General features: G+C 68.6%; 13 protein-coding genes and 1 pseudogene. 7 read left to right on the forward strand and 7 right to left on the reverse strand.

Annotated elements, in window-relative coordinates; genetic code table 11:
* Positions 1-110 precede the first annotated feature (110 nt).
* Positions 111-635, forward strand: coding sequence for a DUF2231 domain-containing protein (locus tag G3I60_RS21085; protein ID WP_164294527.1), 525 nt, complete (start codon positions 111-113; stop codon positions 633-635).
* On the opposite strand, the gene G3I60_RS21090 is transcribed toward G3I60_RS21085, so the two are convergent.
* From G3I60_RS21090 to G3I60_RS21100, 3 genes are all read right to left on the reverse strand, one after another.
* Positions 636-2,540: a PAS domain S-box protein gene (locus G3I60_RS21090; protein WP_203673414.1), complete on the reverse strand. Its 1,905-nt coding sequence runs from the start codon at positions 2,538-2,540 to the stop codon at positions 636-638. It abuts the gene before it with no gap.
* Between the two features lie 167 nt (positions 2,541-2,707).
* Positions 2,708-3,229: a flavodoxin domain-containing protein gene (locus G3I60_RS21095; protein ID WP_164294528.1), complete on the reverse strand. Its 522-nt coding sequence runs from the start codon at positions 3,227-3,229 to the stop codon at positions 2,708-2,710.
* A 70-nt stretch (positions 3,230-3,299) separates the two neighbouring features.
* Positions 3,300-5,996, reverse strand: coding sequence for a bifunctional GNAT family N-acetyltransferase/acetate--CoA ligase family protein (locus G3I60_RS21100; protein ID WP_164607631.1), 2,697 nt, complete (start codon positions 5,994-5,996; stop codon positions 3,300-3,302).
* A 238-nt stretch (positions 5,997-6,234) separates the two neighbouring features.
* Here G3I60_RS21100 and pflB point away from each other — a divergent pair.
* The 4 genes and pseudogenes from pflB to G3I60_RS21120 all read left to right on the forward strand — a co-directional run bounded on the left by pflB (position 6,235) and on the right by G3I60_RS21120 (position 10,434).
* Positions 6,235-8,495 (forward strand): annotated as a pseudogene (gene pflB, locus G3I60_RS21105) (formate C-acetyltransferase).
* A complete protein-coding gene (gene pflA, locus G3I60_RS21110) occupies positions 8,492-9,220 on the forward strand; it encodes a pyruvate formate-lyase-activating protein (protein ID WP_164294530.1) in 729 nt (242 codons plus the stop codon). The pseudogene pflB and the gene pflA overlap by 4 nt, the downstream one beginning before the upstream one ends.
* Before the next feature lie 59 nt (positions 9,221-9,279).
* Positions 9,280-10,128 carry a universal stress protein gene (locus tag G3I60_RS21115; protein ID WP_203673416.1) on the forward strand — a complete coding sequence of 283 codons (849 nt, stop codon included), beginning with the start codon at positions 9,280-9,282 and terminating at the stop codon, positions 10,126-10,128.
* Between the two features lie 60 nt (positions 10,129-10,188).
* Positions 10,189-10,434 (forward strand): hypothetical protein, encoded by a 246-nt coding sequence (locus G3I60_RS21120; RefSeq protein WP_164294531.1) that lies wholly within the window; start codon positions 10,189-10,191, stop codon positions 10,432-10,434.
* A gap of 155 nt (positions 10,435-10,589) precedes the next feature.
* Here the strand turns inward: G3I60_RS21120 and G3I60_RS21125 are convergent, their stop codons facing one another.
* Positions 10,590-11,363 (reverse strand): MBL fold metallo-hydrolase RNA specificity domain-containing protein, encoded by a 774-nt coding sequence (locus G3I60_RS21125; protein WP_239070045.1) that lies wholly within the window; start codon positions 11,361-11,363, stop codon positions 10,590-10,592.
* A gap of 52 nt (positions 11,364-11,415) precedes the next feature.
* Here G3I60_RS21125 and G3I60_RS21130 point away from each other — a divergent pair, with 52 nt between their 5' ends.
* Entirely contained in the window at positions 11,416-12,030 is a 615-nt protein-coding gene (locus G3I60_RS21130; RefSeq protein ID WP_164294532.1) for a universal stress protein, read from the forward strand.
* 95 nt (positions 12,031-12,125) lie between these two features.
* Here G3I60_RS21130 and G3I60_RS21135 read toward each other — a convergent pair whose 3' ends face one another.
* The 3 genes from G3I60_RS21135 to G3I60_RS21145 all read right to left on the reverse strand — a co-directional run bounded on the left by G3I60_RS21135 (position 12,126) and on the right by G3I60_RS21145 (position 15,722).
* Positions 12,126-13,025: a universal stress protein gene (locus G3I60_RS21135; RefSeq protein WP_164294533.1), complete on the reverse strand. Its 900-nt coding sequence runs from the start codon at positions 13,023-13,025 to the stop codon at positions 12,126-12,128.
* 761 nt (positions 13,026-13,786) lie between these two features.
* Positions 13,787-15,364: a caspase family protein gene (locus tag G3I60_RS21140; protein ID WP_275405932.1), complete on the reverse strand. Its 1,578-nt coding sequence runs from the start codon at positions 15,362-15,364 to the stop codon at positions 13,787-13,789.
* Between the two features lie 10 nt (positions 15,365-15,374).
* Positions 15,375-15,722 carry a hypothetical protein gene (locus G3I60_RS21145; protein ID WP_164294535.1) on the reverse strand — a complete coding sequence of 116 codons (348 nt, stop codon included), beginning with the start codon at positions 15,720-15,722 and terminating at the stop codon, positions 15,375-15,377.
* 626 nt (positions 15,723-16,348) lie between these two features.
* On the opposite strand from G3I60_RS21145, the gene G3I60_RS21150 reads away from it, so the two are divergent.
* Positions 16,349-16,693 (forward strand): hypothetical protein, encoded by a 345-nt coding sequence (locus G3I60_RS21150; RefSeq protein WP_164607635.1) that lies wholly within the window; start codon positions 16,349-16,351, stop codon positions 16,691-16,693.
* Positions 16,694-16,947 lie beyond the last annotated feature (254 nt).

Genomic DNA, 16,947 nt, shown 5'->3' on the forward strand with positions numbered 1-16,947 from the left:
GGAGGGGGCGGGACGGCGGGCCTTCGGATCGTGAACGATGTGCTCTGAGTGTCTACATGCGTGTAGTAGCTTCGGCGCCCTCGACCGATCCTTCTGGAAGGTGCTTGTTCATGGGGCCGACTGTCATCAATGGGCTGCCCGCTCATGTTCTTCTGGTCCACGTGGTGGTGGTGCTGGTGCCGCTCACGGCTCTCGCCCTGGTGGTCTGTGCCGTATGGCCTGCCTGGATCAGCAGGCTCGGCCTCGTTCTTCCCGTGCTGGCGCTGGTGTCCCTGGTCAGCGTGCCGCTGACCACACACGCGGGTGAGTGGTTGGAGCACCGCGTGAATCGCACTGCTCTCGTACGCCGGCATGCCGAGCTGGGCGACGGGCTGCTGCCCTGGGCCGTCGGGCTCTTTCTTCTCGCCGTGGCGTTCTGGTGGTTCGGACGCAAGGGGACCGGCCGAGCGGCCCCTGATGCCGATATGCCCCGGGGCGTTGTAACGGTGAGTCTGCCGGTGCGGGTGACGGCGATGGCGCTGACCCTCATCGTCGGGGCAGGGGCAGTGGTGCAGGTCTACCGGATCGGGGATTCCGGGGCCAAGGCCGCATGGGGAGACGGATATTCGGCCGCGAGCGGCCATGTCGCCGGCTGACTAACCCAGGGGTTCGGGCTGTTTCAGGGGCAACGTGAACCAGACGGTCTTGCCGTCGTCCGTGGGGCGGGTGCCCCAGTCGGTGGCCAGGGTGTCGACGAGGAGAAGTCCCCGGCCCGACTCGTCGCCCGATTCTGCGTGCCGGAGCTGGGGGATGTGGGTGCTGCTGTCGGTGACTTCGACGGTCATCTCCCGTGCGGTGTGGTGCAGTCGCAGGTCCAGAGTTCCTCGGGGGTGGCTGTGGCTGATCGCATTGGTGAGGACCTCGGATGCCAGCAAGCAGGCTGACTCCGTCGCTTCCTCGCAACCCCAACTGCGCAGTGTGGTCATCACGAAGCGGCGTCCGGCGGAGACGGAGGCGGGGTCGGCGGGTACCTTCATCGAGGCCGCGGCGACCGGCGCCGCCGGGATCCGGGCCAGGAGCAGCGTCACGTCGTCCGCATGCCCGTCCGCGTCCGGGCGGAGCGCCGCCAGCACCCTGTCCGAAACCTCTTCCAGGCACACCCCGGACAGGAACGCGCTCTGGAGCTCCACCGCGAGGAGTTTGAGTTGGACGTCGATGTCGGAGCGAGGCGTCTCCACGAGTCCATCGGTGTAGAGCACCAGAGTGGAGCCGGCCATGACCGGAATGCAGGCCTGCTGGTAAGGGATGCCGCCGACGCCGAGCGGCACGCAGACCGGTGCGGGAAGGTGCTCGACCGAGGTGTCGGGCTGCACGAGCAGGACGGGCAGATGTCCGGCCGAACAGATCGTCACCTCGCCGGCGTCCGGATCCACGACCAGATAGCAGCAGGTGACGAGCTGATCGGGCAGGTCGGCGACGAACGCGTCGAGGGCTTTCATCAATTGCCGCGGCGTGATGCCGGTCTTGGCCAGTGCCCGAGCGGCCGAGCGCAGTTGGCCCATGACGGCGGCGGCGTCCAGGCCGCGTCCCATGACATCACCGATGAGCACGCCGACCTGGCCGCCGCCGAGCGGAATGATGTCGAACCAGTCGCCGCCGACTCCCGCACCTTGCGTCGCCGGGAAATAGCGGCTGGCCACCTGCATTTCGGGAAGCGCGGGGGGAGAGCCCATCAGACTGTGCTGCAGGGTCAACGCGATGTGGCGCTGCTGCCGGTAGAGCTCGGTGAGTTCTTCCTCGGCCCGTTTGCGGTCGGCGATATCCCGCACGATCGAGCAGGAGCCGACGATCGCTCCGTCGCGTCCCTTGATCGGCCAGAGGGTGATGTCGACGTCGAGCAGGCGTCCGGACTGGGTGACCCGGAACATCTCGAAGTGTTCGACGCGCTCTCCCCGGCCCAGCCTTGCCAGGAGGCTCGCGATCTCGTCCTTGCAGTCGGCAGGGGCGAGCATCGCAATGGAGTTCCCGATCGCGTCCTCCGCCGCGTACCCGTAGAGGCGATGGGCGGCGGCGTTCCAGTAGGTGATGATGCCGTCGAGGGTCTTGGCGAGGATCGCGTCCTGCGATGACTCGACGAGCACGGCGAGTTCGTTGATGCGCTCCTCGGCGGACTTGCGTTCACTGACATCCCGCACTGCTGCCGATACGAGCAGTCCGTCCGACGTCTGGAGCGGGCTGAGACTGATCTCCACGGGGAATTCACGGCCGTCCTTGCGCCGTCCGTAGAGTTCGAGCCCTGCGCCCATGGGGCGTACCTGCTGGTTCGCGGCATATCCGTGGCGGTGCCTGGGGTGATTCCCGTGGAATCTCTCGGGGACCAGGATCTCGACCGGGTGCCCGAGGAGCTCCCGCCGGGAGTAGCCGAACATCGACTCGGTCTGGGCATTGACGAGTCGGATGGTTCCGGCGTCATCAATGATGACCATGGCGTCGGGTGCGGATTCCAGCAAGGCCCGGAACATCACTTCCGCCGGACTCCCGCCATGGACAGACGTCGGCATCGCAGTCCCTCCTGTTGCCCGAACCAGTTGGTACGGGATTTGTCGGACGATAGCCGTCTTCCTCCAGGGCCATCGGAAGGGACTGAATCTGGCCTTGATCGGTCAGAATTGTTCATTTGCCTGGGGACTATGCCGCGATATGTCGTCGGACAGGTATGCCCATCAGATCAGTGGTGGTTGCTGACAACGGTCAGTTCGGCTGCGATGCTCCGGCCCCAGGCGCAGACCTGTTCGCGGTCGCGGAAGTCGCCTCCCTTTCCCTGCTTCCGGAGCCCGCGGGCGATGAATCCACGGGCCCCATCGGTGAGCCGGCCACCGAAGGTGACGTGGCCGTGGGCATCCAGCTTGGCGGCGATGCGGGCGACGGCGGGCACAGCCGGGATGGCGCGCTCAGTGGCGGAACCGTCGAGCGGTCCGCTGCTGAAGAGCCAGACGTCCTGTTCTGTCAGTGCCTGGCGGTGGCGGCGGACGAAGCGGACGGCCTCTCCCGGCCACCGGCCCGCGTACAGGCCGGCTCCGAGGACCACGGCGTCGTACGCCGCGACGCTGGAGACATCGCGGATGGGAGCGACCTCGGCATCGATGTGCTGTTCGCGCAGTTCCTCGCCGATCCACCGGGCGATCTCGGCGGTCGACCCGTTCTTGCTGCTGTAGGCGACGAGCGTGCGCCGGGGCTTCGTTGCGGTCATCGGAGGTTCCTCCTCGGCTGGTGCATCGTGTGGTGGGCGGTGCTCGCGGGTGGTGCGGGTCGGCTGTTCCTCAGCGGAGCCGGCGCAGATACGGGTCGTGCGTCTGCTGGGGGACCAGGCGGATACGGACGTCGAGGGCGGAGACGGCGTCCGGCCGTGCGAGCACCGGATTGAGGTCGGCCTCGACGAGTTGCGGCAGGTCGCCTGCCATCTTCGACAGCCGGTGCAGCAGCTGTTCGATCCCTTCCAGGTCGACCGGTCCGGCGCCGCGGTATCCGAACAGCAGCGGGGCGCAGCGCAGAGCGGTGATCAGTTCGTGTGTGTCGCGGTCGGTGAGCGGCGCGAGCCGGGCGGCGTGGTCGGCGAGCAGGTCGGTGGCGGTGCCGCCGAGGCCGAACAGCACCAACGGGCCGAAGACCTCGTCCTGTACCACTCCGGTGACCAGTTCGATGCCGCGTTCGGCCATGGGCTGGACGAGGACGCCGGTCATGGTGTCGCCGAAGCGGGCGGTGAAATCGCGGTGGGCGGCCCGCACCGCGAGCTCGCCCTCCAGGTCCAGCAGGACCGCTCCCTGGTCGCTCTTGTGCACCTGGCCGGGCCAGTAGGCCTTGAGAGCTACACGCTGACCCGGGCCGCCCAGGCGGTCCGCCGCGTCGACCGCTTCCTGTTCGTTCCGGGCCCAGGCATACGGCAGATGCGGTATGCCGTAGCAGTCGAGCAGTTCCGCACAGCCACGTGGGTCGAGCCAGCCGCCCTCGGGGTGTTCGGTGAGGAAGTCGCCGACCAGCGCGCGGGCGGCTTCCGGGTCGGTACCGATGAGCTCGGGGACGGACCCGGCCGGTTGAGCCAGCCACCGGGCGCGGTCGGCCGCGTACGCCAGAGCCCTGGCGGCGGCCTGCGGGTCGGCGTAGGCCGGGACCCTGCCCCCGGCCGGGGCCTCCAGCAGGCGGACCCGTTCGTCCTGGTCGAGGAGGACCGCGGCGACCGTTCGGGAACGACGACCCGGGGCGGCGTGGGTGAGTGCCCGGATCGGATCGTCGCCGGTCGCCGCGGCCAGTGCGGTGGGTACCAGGGCGACGAGGACCGCGTCGACCGCGCCGTGCGCGGTGAGCCGGTCGATGCAGTCGCCCAGTTCCCGTTCGCCCACGGCGGCGGTGGCGTCCACGGGATTGGTGGCGGATGCCCCTTCGGGAAGCAACCGGAGCAGTTCGGTGATCAGATCCGCGGGCAGTTCGGGGACGGTCAGTCCCGCTTCCGCGCAGGCATCGGCGGCGAGCACGGCCGCGCCGCCCGCGTTGGACACGATGGCCACCCGGCCGCCCGCGGGAAGTGGCTGGGACTTCAGGAGGGCCGCGGTGTCGAGGAGTTCGCCGATGGTACGGGTGGCGGTGATGCCGGCCTGGCGGAACAGCGCCTGCCGCGTCATCGTGGGGGTCGCGGCCGCCGCGGTGTGTGAGGCGGCGGCGCGCCGGCCCGCCGCGGACCGGCCCGCGTCGACGGTCAGGACCGGCATCCTGCGGGCGACCCGGCGGGCGGTCCGCGAGAACGCCGGGGGATTACCGAACGATTCCACGTGCAGCAGGGCCAGGTCGGTGCGGCCGTCGCCCTCCCACCACTGCAGGAGGTCATTGGCGCTGACGTCGTACTTGTCGCCGAGGGAGGCGAAGCTCGACACACCGATCCCGAGCCGGGCCAGCCCGCTGAGCAGGGCGATTCCGACACCGCCGGACTGTACGGCCACTCCCGCGGATCCGGGCCGCGGACGGTCGGCGGCAAAGGTGGCGTCTAGCCGGACCTCGTCCTCGGTGTTCGCGATGCCCAGGCAGTTCGGGCCGACCAACCGCATGTCGTAGCGGCGGCAGGCGCTGAGCAGACCGGCCGACTGGTGGACGTCCAGGCCGGAGGTGAGCACGACCAGCGCCCGCACGCCACTCGTTCCGCACTGCTCGGCGGTCTCCGGTACGACGTGCGCGGGTACGGCGAGCACCGCGAGGTCCGGCGGGTGGGGGAGAGCGGTCACCGTCGGATAGCAGGGAACGCGCAGGATGGCATGGGCGTGGGGATTGACCGCGAAGAGCCGGCCGGGATACCCGGCGTCACGGATCTTCTTCAGGACGGCCCGCCCGACCGATCCGGCCTTGGTTCCGGCACCGACCACGGCGATGGAGCGCGGTCGCAACAGCGGTTGCAGGCTCGCGGTGTCCGCGGTCCGGCCGCGCTCGTCGACCGCTGCGAGATAGTCCTCGTCCGGGTCGAGTTGGATCGTGCAGTGCACCTCCGTGCCGGCGAAGCGGCGGGCGGTGTTCAGGCCCAGGTCGGCGAAGACCTTCAGGACCAGGTGATTCTCCGACAGCGCGTCCGCGGTGAAGGACGTGATGCCGTCCTTGCGGGCAGCATGCACGAGGTGCTCCAGGAGCAGGGTTCCAGCCCCGCAGTGATGGAACGCGTCAGCTACCGCAAAGGCGATCTCGGCGGAGCCGGGATCGGGACCGATCTCGTACTCGGCGATCCCCACGATCTGGTCGTCGCGGACGGCGATCAGCGCGCAGTGACCGCTCCGGGGGCCGGCACAGGCCCGCTCGGTGGCCTGTGGCCCCGACAGACGGCTCACGCCGAAGAACCGCAGGCGCATGTTCTGCGCCGACATCCCCTCGTACAGCCGCAGCAGCTGGTCACGGTCCTCGAAACCTGCGGGACGGATCTCGACCGTCCTGCCGTCGGTGAGCAACGCGTGGACCTTCTCGGTGCGGTGCGCGGTGTGCGTCATGGCGGACCTCTCTCCCCTGGAATGTTCCTGACTCCACGATCCGTCCGTACCGGGGGCGGACCACAGGGGCTGACCGGGCCCGTGCGGGACCGTTGGGCCCTGTTCCGCACCCGGCCCGGGCTGGGGCCGAACGTCCCGCACCAGGGCCGAACCGCCCCTCGCCCAGGCCACCGTGCCGGTGCGACGGTTCAGTGACGGACAGTGTTGCGGTCACCGGATACGGAAGAGGCGACGAGCCATGACGCAGGCCACCCGGACGGACACCCGGCCTCCCACCGATCCATGGCGGGGCTTCGCCGGAATCTGCTGGCACCGGAAGATCGACGTGCGCGCCTTCATCCAGGACAACTACACGCCGTACGAGGGCGACGCCGCCTTCCTCACCGGCCCGACGGAACGCACCCAGGCCGTGTGGGACACCGTGTCCGAGTTGCGCGCCGAGGAGCGCCGCAAGGGCGTCCTGGACGTCGACGCCGCCACGCCGTCGACCATCACCGCGCACGGACCCGGCTGGATCGACAAGGACCGTGAGCTCATCGTCGGTCTGCAGACGGACGCGCCGCTCAAGCGGGCGATCATGCCCAACGGCGGGCTGCGGATGGTGGAGAACGGGCTGCGCGCCTACGGCTACGAACCGGACCCGTTCGTCTCCCGGGTCTTCGGCACCTACCGCAAGACGCACAACCAGGGCGTCTTCGACGCCTATACGCAGGAGATGCGCCAGGCCCGCAAGGCCGGGATCATCACCGGGCTGCCGGACGCCTACGGCCGTGGCCGGATCATCGGCGACTACCGCCGGGTCGCTCTCTACGGCACGACCCGCCTCATTGAGGCCAAGCACGCCGAGCGCGACCTGCTGGACACGCAGCCGTCCACCGCCGAGGTGATCCGCGACCGCGAGGAGCTCGCCGAGCAGATCCGCGCCCTGGCCGAACTGGAGGAGATGGCCGCCTCGTACGGCTGCGTCGTCTCCCGTCCGGCCGCCACCGCGCACGAAGCCGTCCAGTGGCTGTACCTGGGCTTCCTGGCCGCGGTGAAGGAACAGAACGGCGCGGCGATGTCACTGGGCCGTACCTCGACGTTCCTCGACGTCTATCTCGCCCGCGACCTCGAGGAAGGGCGTATCGACGAGACCCGCGCCCAGGAACTGATCGACGACTTCGTGATCAAGCTACGGATCGTGCGTTTCCTGCGCACCCCGGAGTACGACGAACTGTTCTCCGGCGATCCCACCTGGGTCACCGAGTCCCTGGGCGGCATCGGACAGGACGGCCGGACTCTGGTCACCCGCACCTCTTTCCGGTTCCTGCAGACCCTGTACAACCTGGGCCCGCACCGGAGCCGAACCTCACCGTGCTGTGGTCGCCCCGCCTGCCCGAAGGCTTCAAGACGTTCTGCGCGCAGGTCTCGATCGACACCAGCGCCCTGCAGTACGAGTCGGACGATCTGCTGCGCCCCCGGACCGGGGACGACACCGCGATCGCCTGCTGCGTGTCGGCGATGGCGGTGGGCCGGCAGATGCAGTTCTTCGGCGCCCGGGTCAACCTCGCCAAGGCCCTGCTCTACGCGATCAACGGCGGCCGGGACGAGATGACCGGAGAACAGATCGCCCCCGCCGCGCGCCCGCTGGCCGGCGACCACCTGGACTACCAGGAGCTGAACACCGCCTACGACCATGTTCTGGACTGGCTGGTGGCGACCTACGTCAACGCCCTCAACGTCATCCACTACATGCACGACAAGTACGCCTACGAGCGGCTGGAGATGGCCCTGCACGACCACCCGGTCCACCGCACCCTGGCCTGCGGAATCGCCGGGCTGTCGGTGGCCGCGGACAGCCTGTCCGCGGTGCAGCACGCCCGGGTGAAGGTGATCCGGGACGACACCGGCCTCGCGGTCGACTACGTGGTCGAGGGCGAATACCCCGCCTTCGGGAACAACGACGACCGCGCCGACGCGATCGCGGTGGACCTGGTGCGCCGGTTCATGGCCAAGGTGCGTGAGCACCCGGCCTACCGGAATGCGGAGCACACCCAGTCGGTGCTCACGATCACCTCCAACGTGGTCTACGGCAAGCACACCGGCAACACCCCCGACGGCCGCCGGGCCGGGCAGCCCTTCGCACCCGGAGCCAACCCGATGAACGGTCGCGACCGCCACGGCATGGCCGTCTCCGCGCTGTCCGTCGCCAAGATCCCCTACGACCAGGCCCGCGACGGCATCTCCCTGACCTCGACGATCACGCCCGAAGGCCTCGGCCACCACCCGGGCGAACGCGCCGCCAACCTGGTCGGGATCCTGGACGGCTACATGGCCGCCGGCGGCTTCCACCTGAACGTCAACGTCCTGGACCGGGCCACTCTGGAAGACGCCATGGAGCACCCGGACGACTACCCGGCACTGACCATCCGGGTCTCCGGTTACGCCGTCAACTTCGTCCGGCTCACGCGCGAGCAGCAGCTCGACGTGATCAGCCGCACCTTCCACGGCCGGCTGTGAACACCGGCCGCGTCCACTCCTGGGACCTGTCCACCGGCGTGGACGGTCCCGGGACCCGCTTCGTGCTCTTCCTCAGCGGCTGCCCGCTGCGCTGCCTGTACTGCGCGAACCCGGACACCTGGCACATGCGGGACGGGCAGGAGATGACCGTTGACGCCGTGATGGCCGAGATCGAGAAGTACCGCACCTTCATCACCGCGGCCGGCGGGGGAGTGACGATCACCGGCGGCGAGCCGCTGCTGCAACCCGCCTTCACCGCCGAGGTGTTCCACCGCTGCAAGGAACTCGGCCTGCACACCGCCCTGGACACCTCGGGCTTCCTCGGCAGCCGCGCCACGGACGATCTGCTCGCCGACACGAATCCGGGCCTGCTGGACATCAAAGCCTTCGACGTCGCTGCCTACCGCAGCCTGACGGGCGCCGGCCTCGCGCCGACCCTGACGTTCGCCACCAGGCTGAGGCGGCTCGGGGTGCCGGTCCGCATCCGCTACGTCCTGGTTCCCGGCCGGACCGACGACGAATCCGCCATCGACGGCCTGGCGGCCTTCGTCGCGGGACTGGGCAATGTCGAGTGCGTCGATGTCCTGCCCTTCCACAAGCTGGGCGCCGCCAAGTACGAAGCCCTGGACATCCCTTTCCCGCTACGTGACACCCCAACGCCGTCGCCGGACCTTGTGGAACGTGTGCGAGGCCAGTTCCGGGATCACGGCGTGCGCGCGTTCTAGCGCACCGGGGAGCGCGGCGGCGAACCGCCGAACTCGCGAAACCCAAGGAGGAGAGAACCATGACCGCTCGACACGTGGTCGTCGGCGTCGACGGCTCAGTCGTCGCCGTACGAGCCCTGGACGAGGCCGCGGCAGAGGCCGTCAGGCTGGGAACGGACCTGGAGATCGTGTTCGCCGTCACCGACATCGATGAGGCCGGGCCGACCCTGAAGTCCGCCGTTGAACGGGTGCGTGAGCGGCACCCTGGTCTGCCGGTCAGCACCGTACCGGTGGTCGGGGATGCGGCCGAGGCGTTGCTGCGCAGGGGCCGTGATGCTGCTCTGACCGTGGTCGGATCTCGCGGGTTGCCAGGTTTCGCGGGCCTGGTGCTCGGATCGGTGAGTCTGCGTCTGGCCGCACGCACGCTGAGCCCGCTCCTCGTCGTGCGGGGGGACCAGGTTTCGCGACCGGACGGCCCCGGCCCCGGCGGTGAGGTGCTGCTGGGCATCGAAAGCGACAACGACACCGACGCAGCGGCCTACGCCTTCGCCGAGGCCGCGCGCCGCGGATCACCCCTGCGCGTCCTGCACGCCTGGACCTATCGTCATCTGGCACCCGTCGGTCTTGCACCGGTCCCCACCCTGCGTGTTCAGGACGACATCGACCGTCGTTCACAGAACGAGACCGCCGTGCCCGAACGCGTCGTGACATCGCTGCGCGATCAGTATCCCGAGGTCCCGGTACGGACCCGCGCAGTCCGCTCCGGGGCGGCGCACGCACTGCTGGAGGCAACGGGCAACGCCGCTGTCATCGTGGTGGCCGCACACCGGCGCCGGGGCCGGCTGGGCCCTCAACTCGGCCCGGTCACCACGGCCTTACTGCACCACGCCCGCTGCCCGGTCATCCTCGTTCCGATGGGGCCGGAGTGAGAGCCGAACGGTCCCACCCCGGGACGTTCGGCCCCGGGCACCACCGGTACTGAGCGGCCGATGCTGGCGGAAGAGCGGCTGCGAGCGACAGCTGCCGATGAGGAGAGGGCCATCGTGGAGACGACGCTGACGACCGATTTCTGGACACTGTTCGTCCTGCTGTTACTGGCCGCGCTGGCTGTGATCGCTGTCATGACGGTCGTATCGGAGACGCTCCTCGACAAGGTGAGCCGCCTCTGGGCGGCGGTGCGGACCCGCCGCTACACCCAGGGCAGACATCACCAGCTGCATCACGGACATCGCTGATGATTCGGGTGAGGTGTTGGAGCGACAAGCCCGCCCACAGAGCCACAGGATCCGAGAGACCGTCCGCAGGCGCGGGCGGTCTCTCTGTTTCGCCTGGGCGAGAAGCGCCAACCCGCCCTCGAAGGACCCGGCCGTGGCGGGTCCTTCGAGGGCGGTCAGCGGACCAGAACGGCCTCCCCTGGCTTGGGTACGACGGACGTCCAGCCCAGTTCGTGGTCGATCCGGTCCCGGAGCGTCGCGGCCGCGGACTCCTCGCCGTGGACCAGGTAGGTGGTGTGCGGGGGCGGGGCTCCGCGCAGCCAGTCGATGATCTGTCTGGCATCGGCGTGGGCGGAGAAGTAGGGCACGTAGGCGACCTCCGCCCGTACGGGGATGTACTCGCCGAACATCTTGAGGGCGGGAACGCCGTCCACCAGGTCGCGGGCCCGGGTGCCGGCGGCCGCGAAGCCGACGATGACGACGGCGTTGCGGGGGTCGGGCAGGAGCCGGTGCAGGTGGTGCAGGACACGGCCTCCCGTGGCCATGCCGGCCGAGGACGATGACGGCGGGACCGCTGTGTTGTTGTTGTCGATGGACTCCTGGACGGCGCGGGCCGCCAGGAACGGCTCGGGACTGATCGCGGCCTCCCCCTGGGCGAGGATCTCGGGCCGCAACTCGGGGGAGCCGGAGCGCAGGGCGTCCCGGTAGACGTCCAGGGCGGCCAGGGCCATGGGGCTGTCGACGTAGACGGGGACGGAGGAAGGCAGGATTCCGTCCCGGCGCAGATCGGCGAGTTCGTGGAGGACGATCTCGGTGCGATCGATCGCGAAGGCGGGGACGACGACGGTGCCGCCGCGCGACAGGGTGCGCGCGATGACGGCCGCGAACTCCTTGCGCGCCGTTTCGCTGTCGTGCCGGCGGCCGCCGTAGGTCGCGATGCCCCGCGACATCGCCGTTGAAGTCCAGCGCCATCACCCGGAGCTGAAGATCACAACCAGGCAGTTGGCAGGCCCGCCCGCAGAAGCCCTGTCCACCGCCGCGAACGAGGCCGAGCTCCTGGTCATCGGCTCGCGTGGGCTCAGCGGGGTGGCCGGCTTCTTCGTCGGTTCCGTTGCCCAGGCCGCCGTCGCTCATGTCGGGCGGCCGGTCGTCCTGGTCCGAGCCGGGGAGAGCACGGAGGACGAGCACCTTCCCGACGCTGCCGGCATGGCCCTCACCAGGCCGTGCCACGAGCTGCTGGAATTCGCCTTCAGCGCCGCCGCTCAACGAGGTGCGAGGCTGCGGGTCATCAACGGCTGGCATCTCCCGACGGCGTACAGCTACTCGCCGGGCGTTCTGGACCCCGGCCTGGATGTCGAGTTGGCCGATAACGAGAAGGGCGCCCTGTCCGAGGCCCTGCGGCCGTGGCGGGACAAGTTCCCCGGCGTCGAGGTGATCGAGCAGTCGGTGATCGGCAGGCCCGCGCAGCACCTGATGGAAGCGGCATCGGATTGTTCCCTTGTCGTCATCGGCCGCCGTACCCGTCACGCAGCGGCGGGCACGCACATCGGCCCTGTCGCTCACGCGGTCATCCACCACTGCGACGCACCGATCGCGGTGATCCCCCACGAGGCATGAACCGCCCGTCCGAGCCTGACATCCGTCGACCGGCTCAGGGCCCCCGATGCGCGGGGGTCCTGAGCCGGTCGACTGAGCGCGGAACTGGAAGATCCTCAGAGATGCGGGACCACCGCGACAGGGCACCCGGCGTGGTGCAGCACCCCGTGCGCGACCGGCCCGAGCTTCGGGCCCGCCGCATGATGACGGGAACGCCGCCCGACCACGACCAGTGAGGCGTCAGCGGCTGCCCGCACGATGTGCGCGACAGCGTCCCCGCACCCGGTCTGTTCCTTCACCGCGACCTGCGGGAACTTGCTTCGCCACGGCCGGACGAGATCCGAGAGCGTGCGCCGCGCGGCCGACTCGGTCTCCTGGAGCAGGGTGTCGGTCATGGATGCGGGGGAGTACCCGTAGGTGTAGGGCCGATCCCAGTCGTGGACGATCAGGAGCGAGGTCGCGCGCCGGGAGGCGGCGTCGAAAGCGAACTCCAGCACCGTGTCGCAAGGGTGGTCCAGGCTCACGCCGAGGACGACGGGTCGCTGCGGAGTGCTGGTGCTGGGCGCCCCGTCCGGGCCGGGACGGTGCTCCTCCGCGGCATGGTGCCCGGAACGGACGAGCACGACCGGGCACTCGGCGCGGGCGACGGTCGACAGGCCGGTGGAACCGAGGAGGAACCCGGCGAGCGGACCCATGCCCCGGGATCCCACCACGAGGACTTCCGACTCTTGGGCGACGGCCAGCAATCCGTGCAGCGGGGTGTCGTCCAGGTACCCGGTGCTGATCTCCAGACCGGGATATCCGGCGTCGAGTTCGGCCTCGGCTTCGCTCAGGACGCGCTGCAGCCAGTGGAGAGCAGCGTGGTCCGGGGAGGAGGCCGTGCCGGTCGTGTCGGACGGCCAGACATGCACCAGGCGCAGCGGAAGTCCTCGCAGGAGTGCCTCGCGGGCTGCCCAGTCCGCGGCAACGGCACTGGCCATCGTGCCGTCCAGGCCGACGGTGACGGTTCGGGACATGGCATACCTCCGGATCGGATGACTGGTCTTCAGCTTCGGCCTCATCGAGGCGCAGGAGCAGGGGCCGCTGGGCCCGGGACGGGGACCAACCGGCCCATGTGGAAACGCGCATGACGCGCCGAATGCGGAATCCGGAGGTGAGCTCCATGGGGGTGTGGTGTGTGGTCGCTGGTGTAAGACGGTTCCAGTCAGGGTCTGGAGGCCGCTGAGTGGGCGGCGGTGGAGGTGCAACGGCGTTGCTGCGCGTTACGGTTGATGGGCTCGGGGATGCCGGGTGGTCTTGACGGGGCGCTGGCCGCTGACCTGTGCCAGCGAAGTTGGGTCGTGTGCCACTGAAGTTGAGCCAACGTGCGTTTGTGACAGCGAAGATGGACCGCCCTCGGGTCAGTGCGCTGCGGGAACCTCCGTCGCAGCTGTCCTTTGACAACGAAGTTAGTCCGTTGCGGTGCCCTGGCCTGGGGCGACCAGGTTGGATGTCAAACGATCAGCTCCGTCTGTCCTGTGCCATCGAGCCTTCAGCGGATGCCGCTGAAGAATGAGTGTGGCTCTTGGCTCATACGTTCATCATTGAGGTGGGCAGCTGCCCGGCCCAGCCCTCTGGGCAGGGCCTTTGCGTCGAGAGCGACGGCTGAGGTCGGTCACTCCAGCTGACCTGGCACCCATTCACACAACCGGAACGGCGGACGATCAACGTCTACGAAAGTCTTGGATGAGCCAAGAGACGCACTCATCTCCATAGTCTCTCCACGGGGGCGTGTTCATTACTTGGACAGCACGAATGATGTCTGCGCCTTACCAAAGCCCGGTGCTGTCGCCTCCGCTAGAAAGGTGCCGAAGCCTGCGTACCCTTCCGGAGACGTTCCACACTGCGGAGCACTTGGCTTGCGGTCCCACGTCACGGTGTAAGTGAGGTCGCGGTGGGCGGGAACTAGGAAGAGCCGACTGCCCGAGCCTTTGGGACAGTCGGCAGAGGACCAATAGGTGTCGGCGCTGTTGACCGGCGTGAGGGTCAGTACCGTCTTCTTAGGCCCGAGATCGATCTTGCAGTCGCTGCCGGTGATGTTCTTCGCGGTCAGCAGCAGGGTGGGGATGTCATCGGGTCCGTATGCGTTGTGAAGGCTGCGCACGGTCAACTCCGCAGAGCTCGGAGTACAGTCGGGCATCGGGGACATGTTGGACGCGCTGGTCTCCTCTGATTTTGAACTGTCCTTGTCGTTCTTGCTGTTCGTGCTGGAAGGCCGCGCCCCGGAGGAGCTGGGCGTGAGCGAGGTCTCCGATCCGGGCTTGTTCGACTTCGCGTCGCCTCCCTTGCCATCGCCGTTGTAGGTGGCTGCGGCCCAGGCCGCGACGCCGAGCAGGCCGAGCAGGGTCAGCGCGGAGAAGACCCGTCGGCCCCGCCGAACGCCGTGCTGCGGAGACGCCGGTTGGGGAGTGCCAGCCTCGACACCCATCCCGGCGCTCTCATACGCCGTCGTATCGGCGTCCCTTCCCACTGTGGAGGGCTCACGGATCGCGGTGGAGGGCACACGCCCCGACCGCCCGCTCGGCGACGGCAGGAAGAGAAATCCATCGGACGGTATATCGGTTATGACCCGCAGGGACTGCGGCTGCCCGCTCTTGCGGTACCCGCGGTGCAACTCGGTCATCCGGTCCTGGACGGCGTCCTGGAACCGACCGAGGGGGAGGGTGGCGGCACCGGGATGCGCGGCGATGACGTCGGACACCGACCGGGAGAAGATGCTGAACGAATCGCCGGTCCGGACCCCGGTGACAGGGTTGATGGGGGAGTCGTGCGGGCGCACGAACAGCGCGTACTGTCCCGGCGAGCAGGCGTACACGTAAGCCACCTTGCGGCGCAGCGCGGCGCTGACCTTCTGCCGGCTCCACTGCTTGACACTCGCCACGCCCATCGAGTCCTGCTCGATGCCCTCCCGGCAGGCGTCGATCAGGAAGACGACGTGCTCGGCAGGCGTCTCGTCGAGGTGCTCACGCCAGTCGATCGCCACGCACCCCGACTCGAAGGGATGCGTGTCCTCGTCGATGTCCTCAGGTACGAGGTAGTCGCGACCCTTGGCATGCACGCCGTGCCCGCTCAGCAGGATGAGCAAGGTGTCGCCCGGGCGGGCGCGCCTGAGGAAGCCGACCACCCGGGCGTTCACGTAGTTCGCCGAAACCTGTTTGCCGCCTTCGCGCCCGGCCAGGACCTGCACGTCGTCGAAACCACGGTCCTCGAGCGCCGATCCGAGCCGGGCGAGGTCGGCCGGAATGAAGGGGAGGGGCGGAACACCGCGCATCTCGTAGGCGCTGGCCCCAATGAGGAGGGCCCTGTGACGTACCATCACACGCCGGTCACTGCTTGAAGACCAGTGTGATGCCGTGGCTGCGCTGCATCTGCGCAGAACCGACGAACTGCACACCCCCGCTCGCCGTCACCTGGAAGGACAGGTGTGCCTCCCGCAACGGCAGCGGTCCGCCTCGGGCGGCGGCCTCGGTGAACACCTGCTGCAACGCGTCAACGGCCTCGGCGAGGTTCTTGCGTAAAGCCCCCAGAGGTACGCTCCTCAGCCGCACCTCACCGTCCCCACCGCCGAACAGGCCCATGGAGTCTCCGCCGTCGTCGAGTTGGCCATCTTGATCGTCGTACGAAACCCAGAAGGACAAGGCCGTTACTTCGGACGCATCGGCAGCTGAACTCACGAATCCCCCTTTGTCGGTGATGGCAGGGCAACTGTACGAAGACGGAGGGTGATTCATGGGCAGGAGCGATAATCCGGTGCTGGTCAATGTCCAACAGCACCAATCGGTCCCGCTCCAGCCACGACTCGAAACCGACATGCTGACCGGTGGTGGCAGCCCAGAACCAGCCCGGAAGGTGACGTTCGCCCCGCGACCGGCGAAGCGGCTGGACCGAAGCGACATCCTCGAACGGGCCGTCACGCAATCCAGCATCGGACGTCGAACCCGCTCGCGTACGGTGCTCATGTCCGTCAGCTCGACGTACGGCCCTGCGGACTCCACCCAGCCGGGACAGCCACACAGCACCCCAGCGCGTCTACCTCACACGACTAGGTTCGATGGCAAGGCAGCCCAAACGACCGGGTTCGCTGTCAAACGACTCGATTGGATGACAGAGGACAGCAGCGGTGGCCCGGCGCTCAGTCGGTCTCTGACCCGTCTCAAGGAATTTTGACCGTTCTCAGTGAAGTTTGACGGTGTTGCTCTCAAAGTGGAGGTCCTTCGGTGACCTCGCTTGATCAGCATGTTGGCTAGGTCGAGGTAGGCCCAGCGGCGGGTAGGACGGGGGTGTGCGGGAAGATCGCTTCGTGACCACCCTTATCCCGCCTCCCGGGCCCGACCGGCACCGGGCGATCGTCAGCGAGGTGGCCCTCCTGTGGGCCGCGCACCAGCCCGGGCCGTTCCCCGACGTGCCGTTCGACGACAGCCACGATCTGGCGTACCTGGATTTCAACATGGCCGGCTGCGTCATGACCTACCTCAAGAACGGTGGCGTCACCAGCCCAAGCCACACGGACGTTCTCCGGGACTGCCTCCCGGAGCTCCGTGCGGCCGTCGCGCTGTTGGCGCGCTCGGCGGAGTACCGGGAGGGGCTCAGGGCCTTTGGGGGCTTGCTTGCGATGGCCGAACTGATCCTCGCCGATGAGGCCTGAGCCCGTCGCCACCCGGGCCCTCGCGATCAGGTCGGAGTCGAAGAAGCTCCTGCTGTTGTCCCCCTGCAGATCCGGCATCCCGCCGTGCTGCCCGCAGCCTTGCCCGCGCGCAGCCCAGCCTCCCGACGCCTAATGGGCCGTATCGGGTCGTAGAGACTTGATGTTGTAGCCGCCAGCAGGTGAGCACTTCCGATGCCGGAGCCGTTCGAGTTCTGTGGTCAGACCGTGCCCCTGCTGGTCGGCCGGGAGGCCAT

The sequence above is a fragment of the Streptomyces sp. SID13666 genome (assembly GCF_010548325.1).
GTDB classification, from domain to species: Bacteria; Actinomycetota; Actinomycetes; order Streptomycetales; family Streptomycetaceae; genus Actinacidiphila; species Actinacidiphila fildesensis.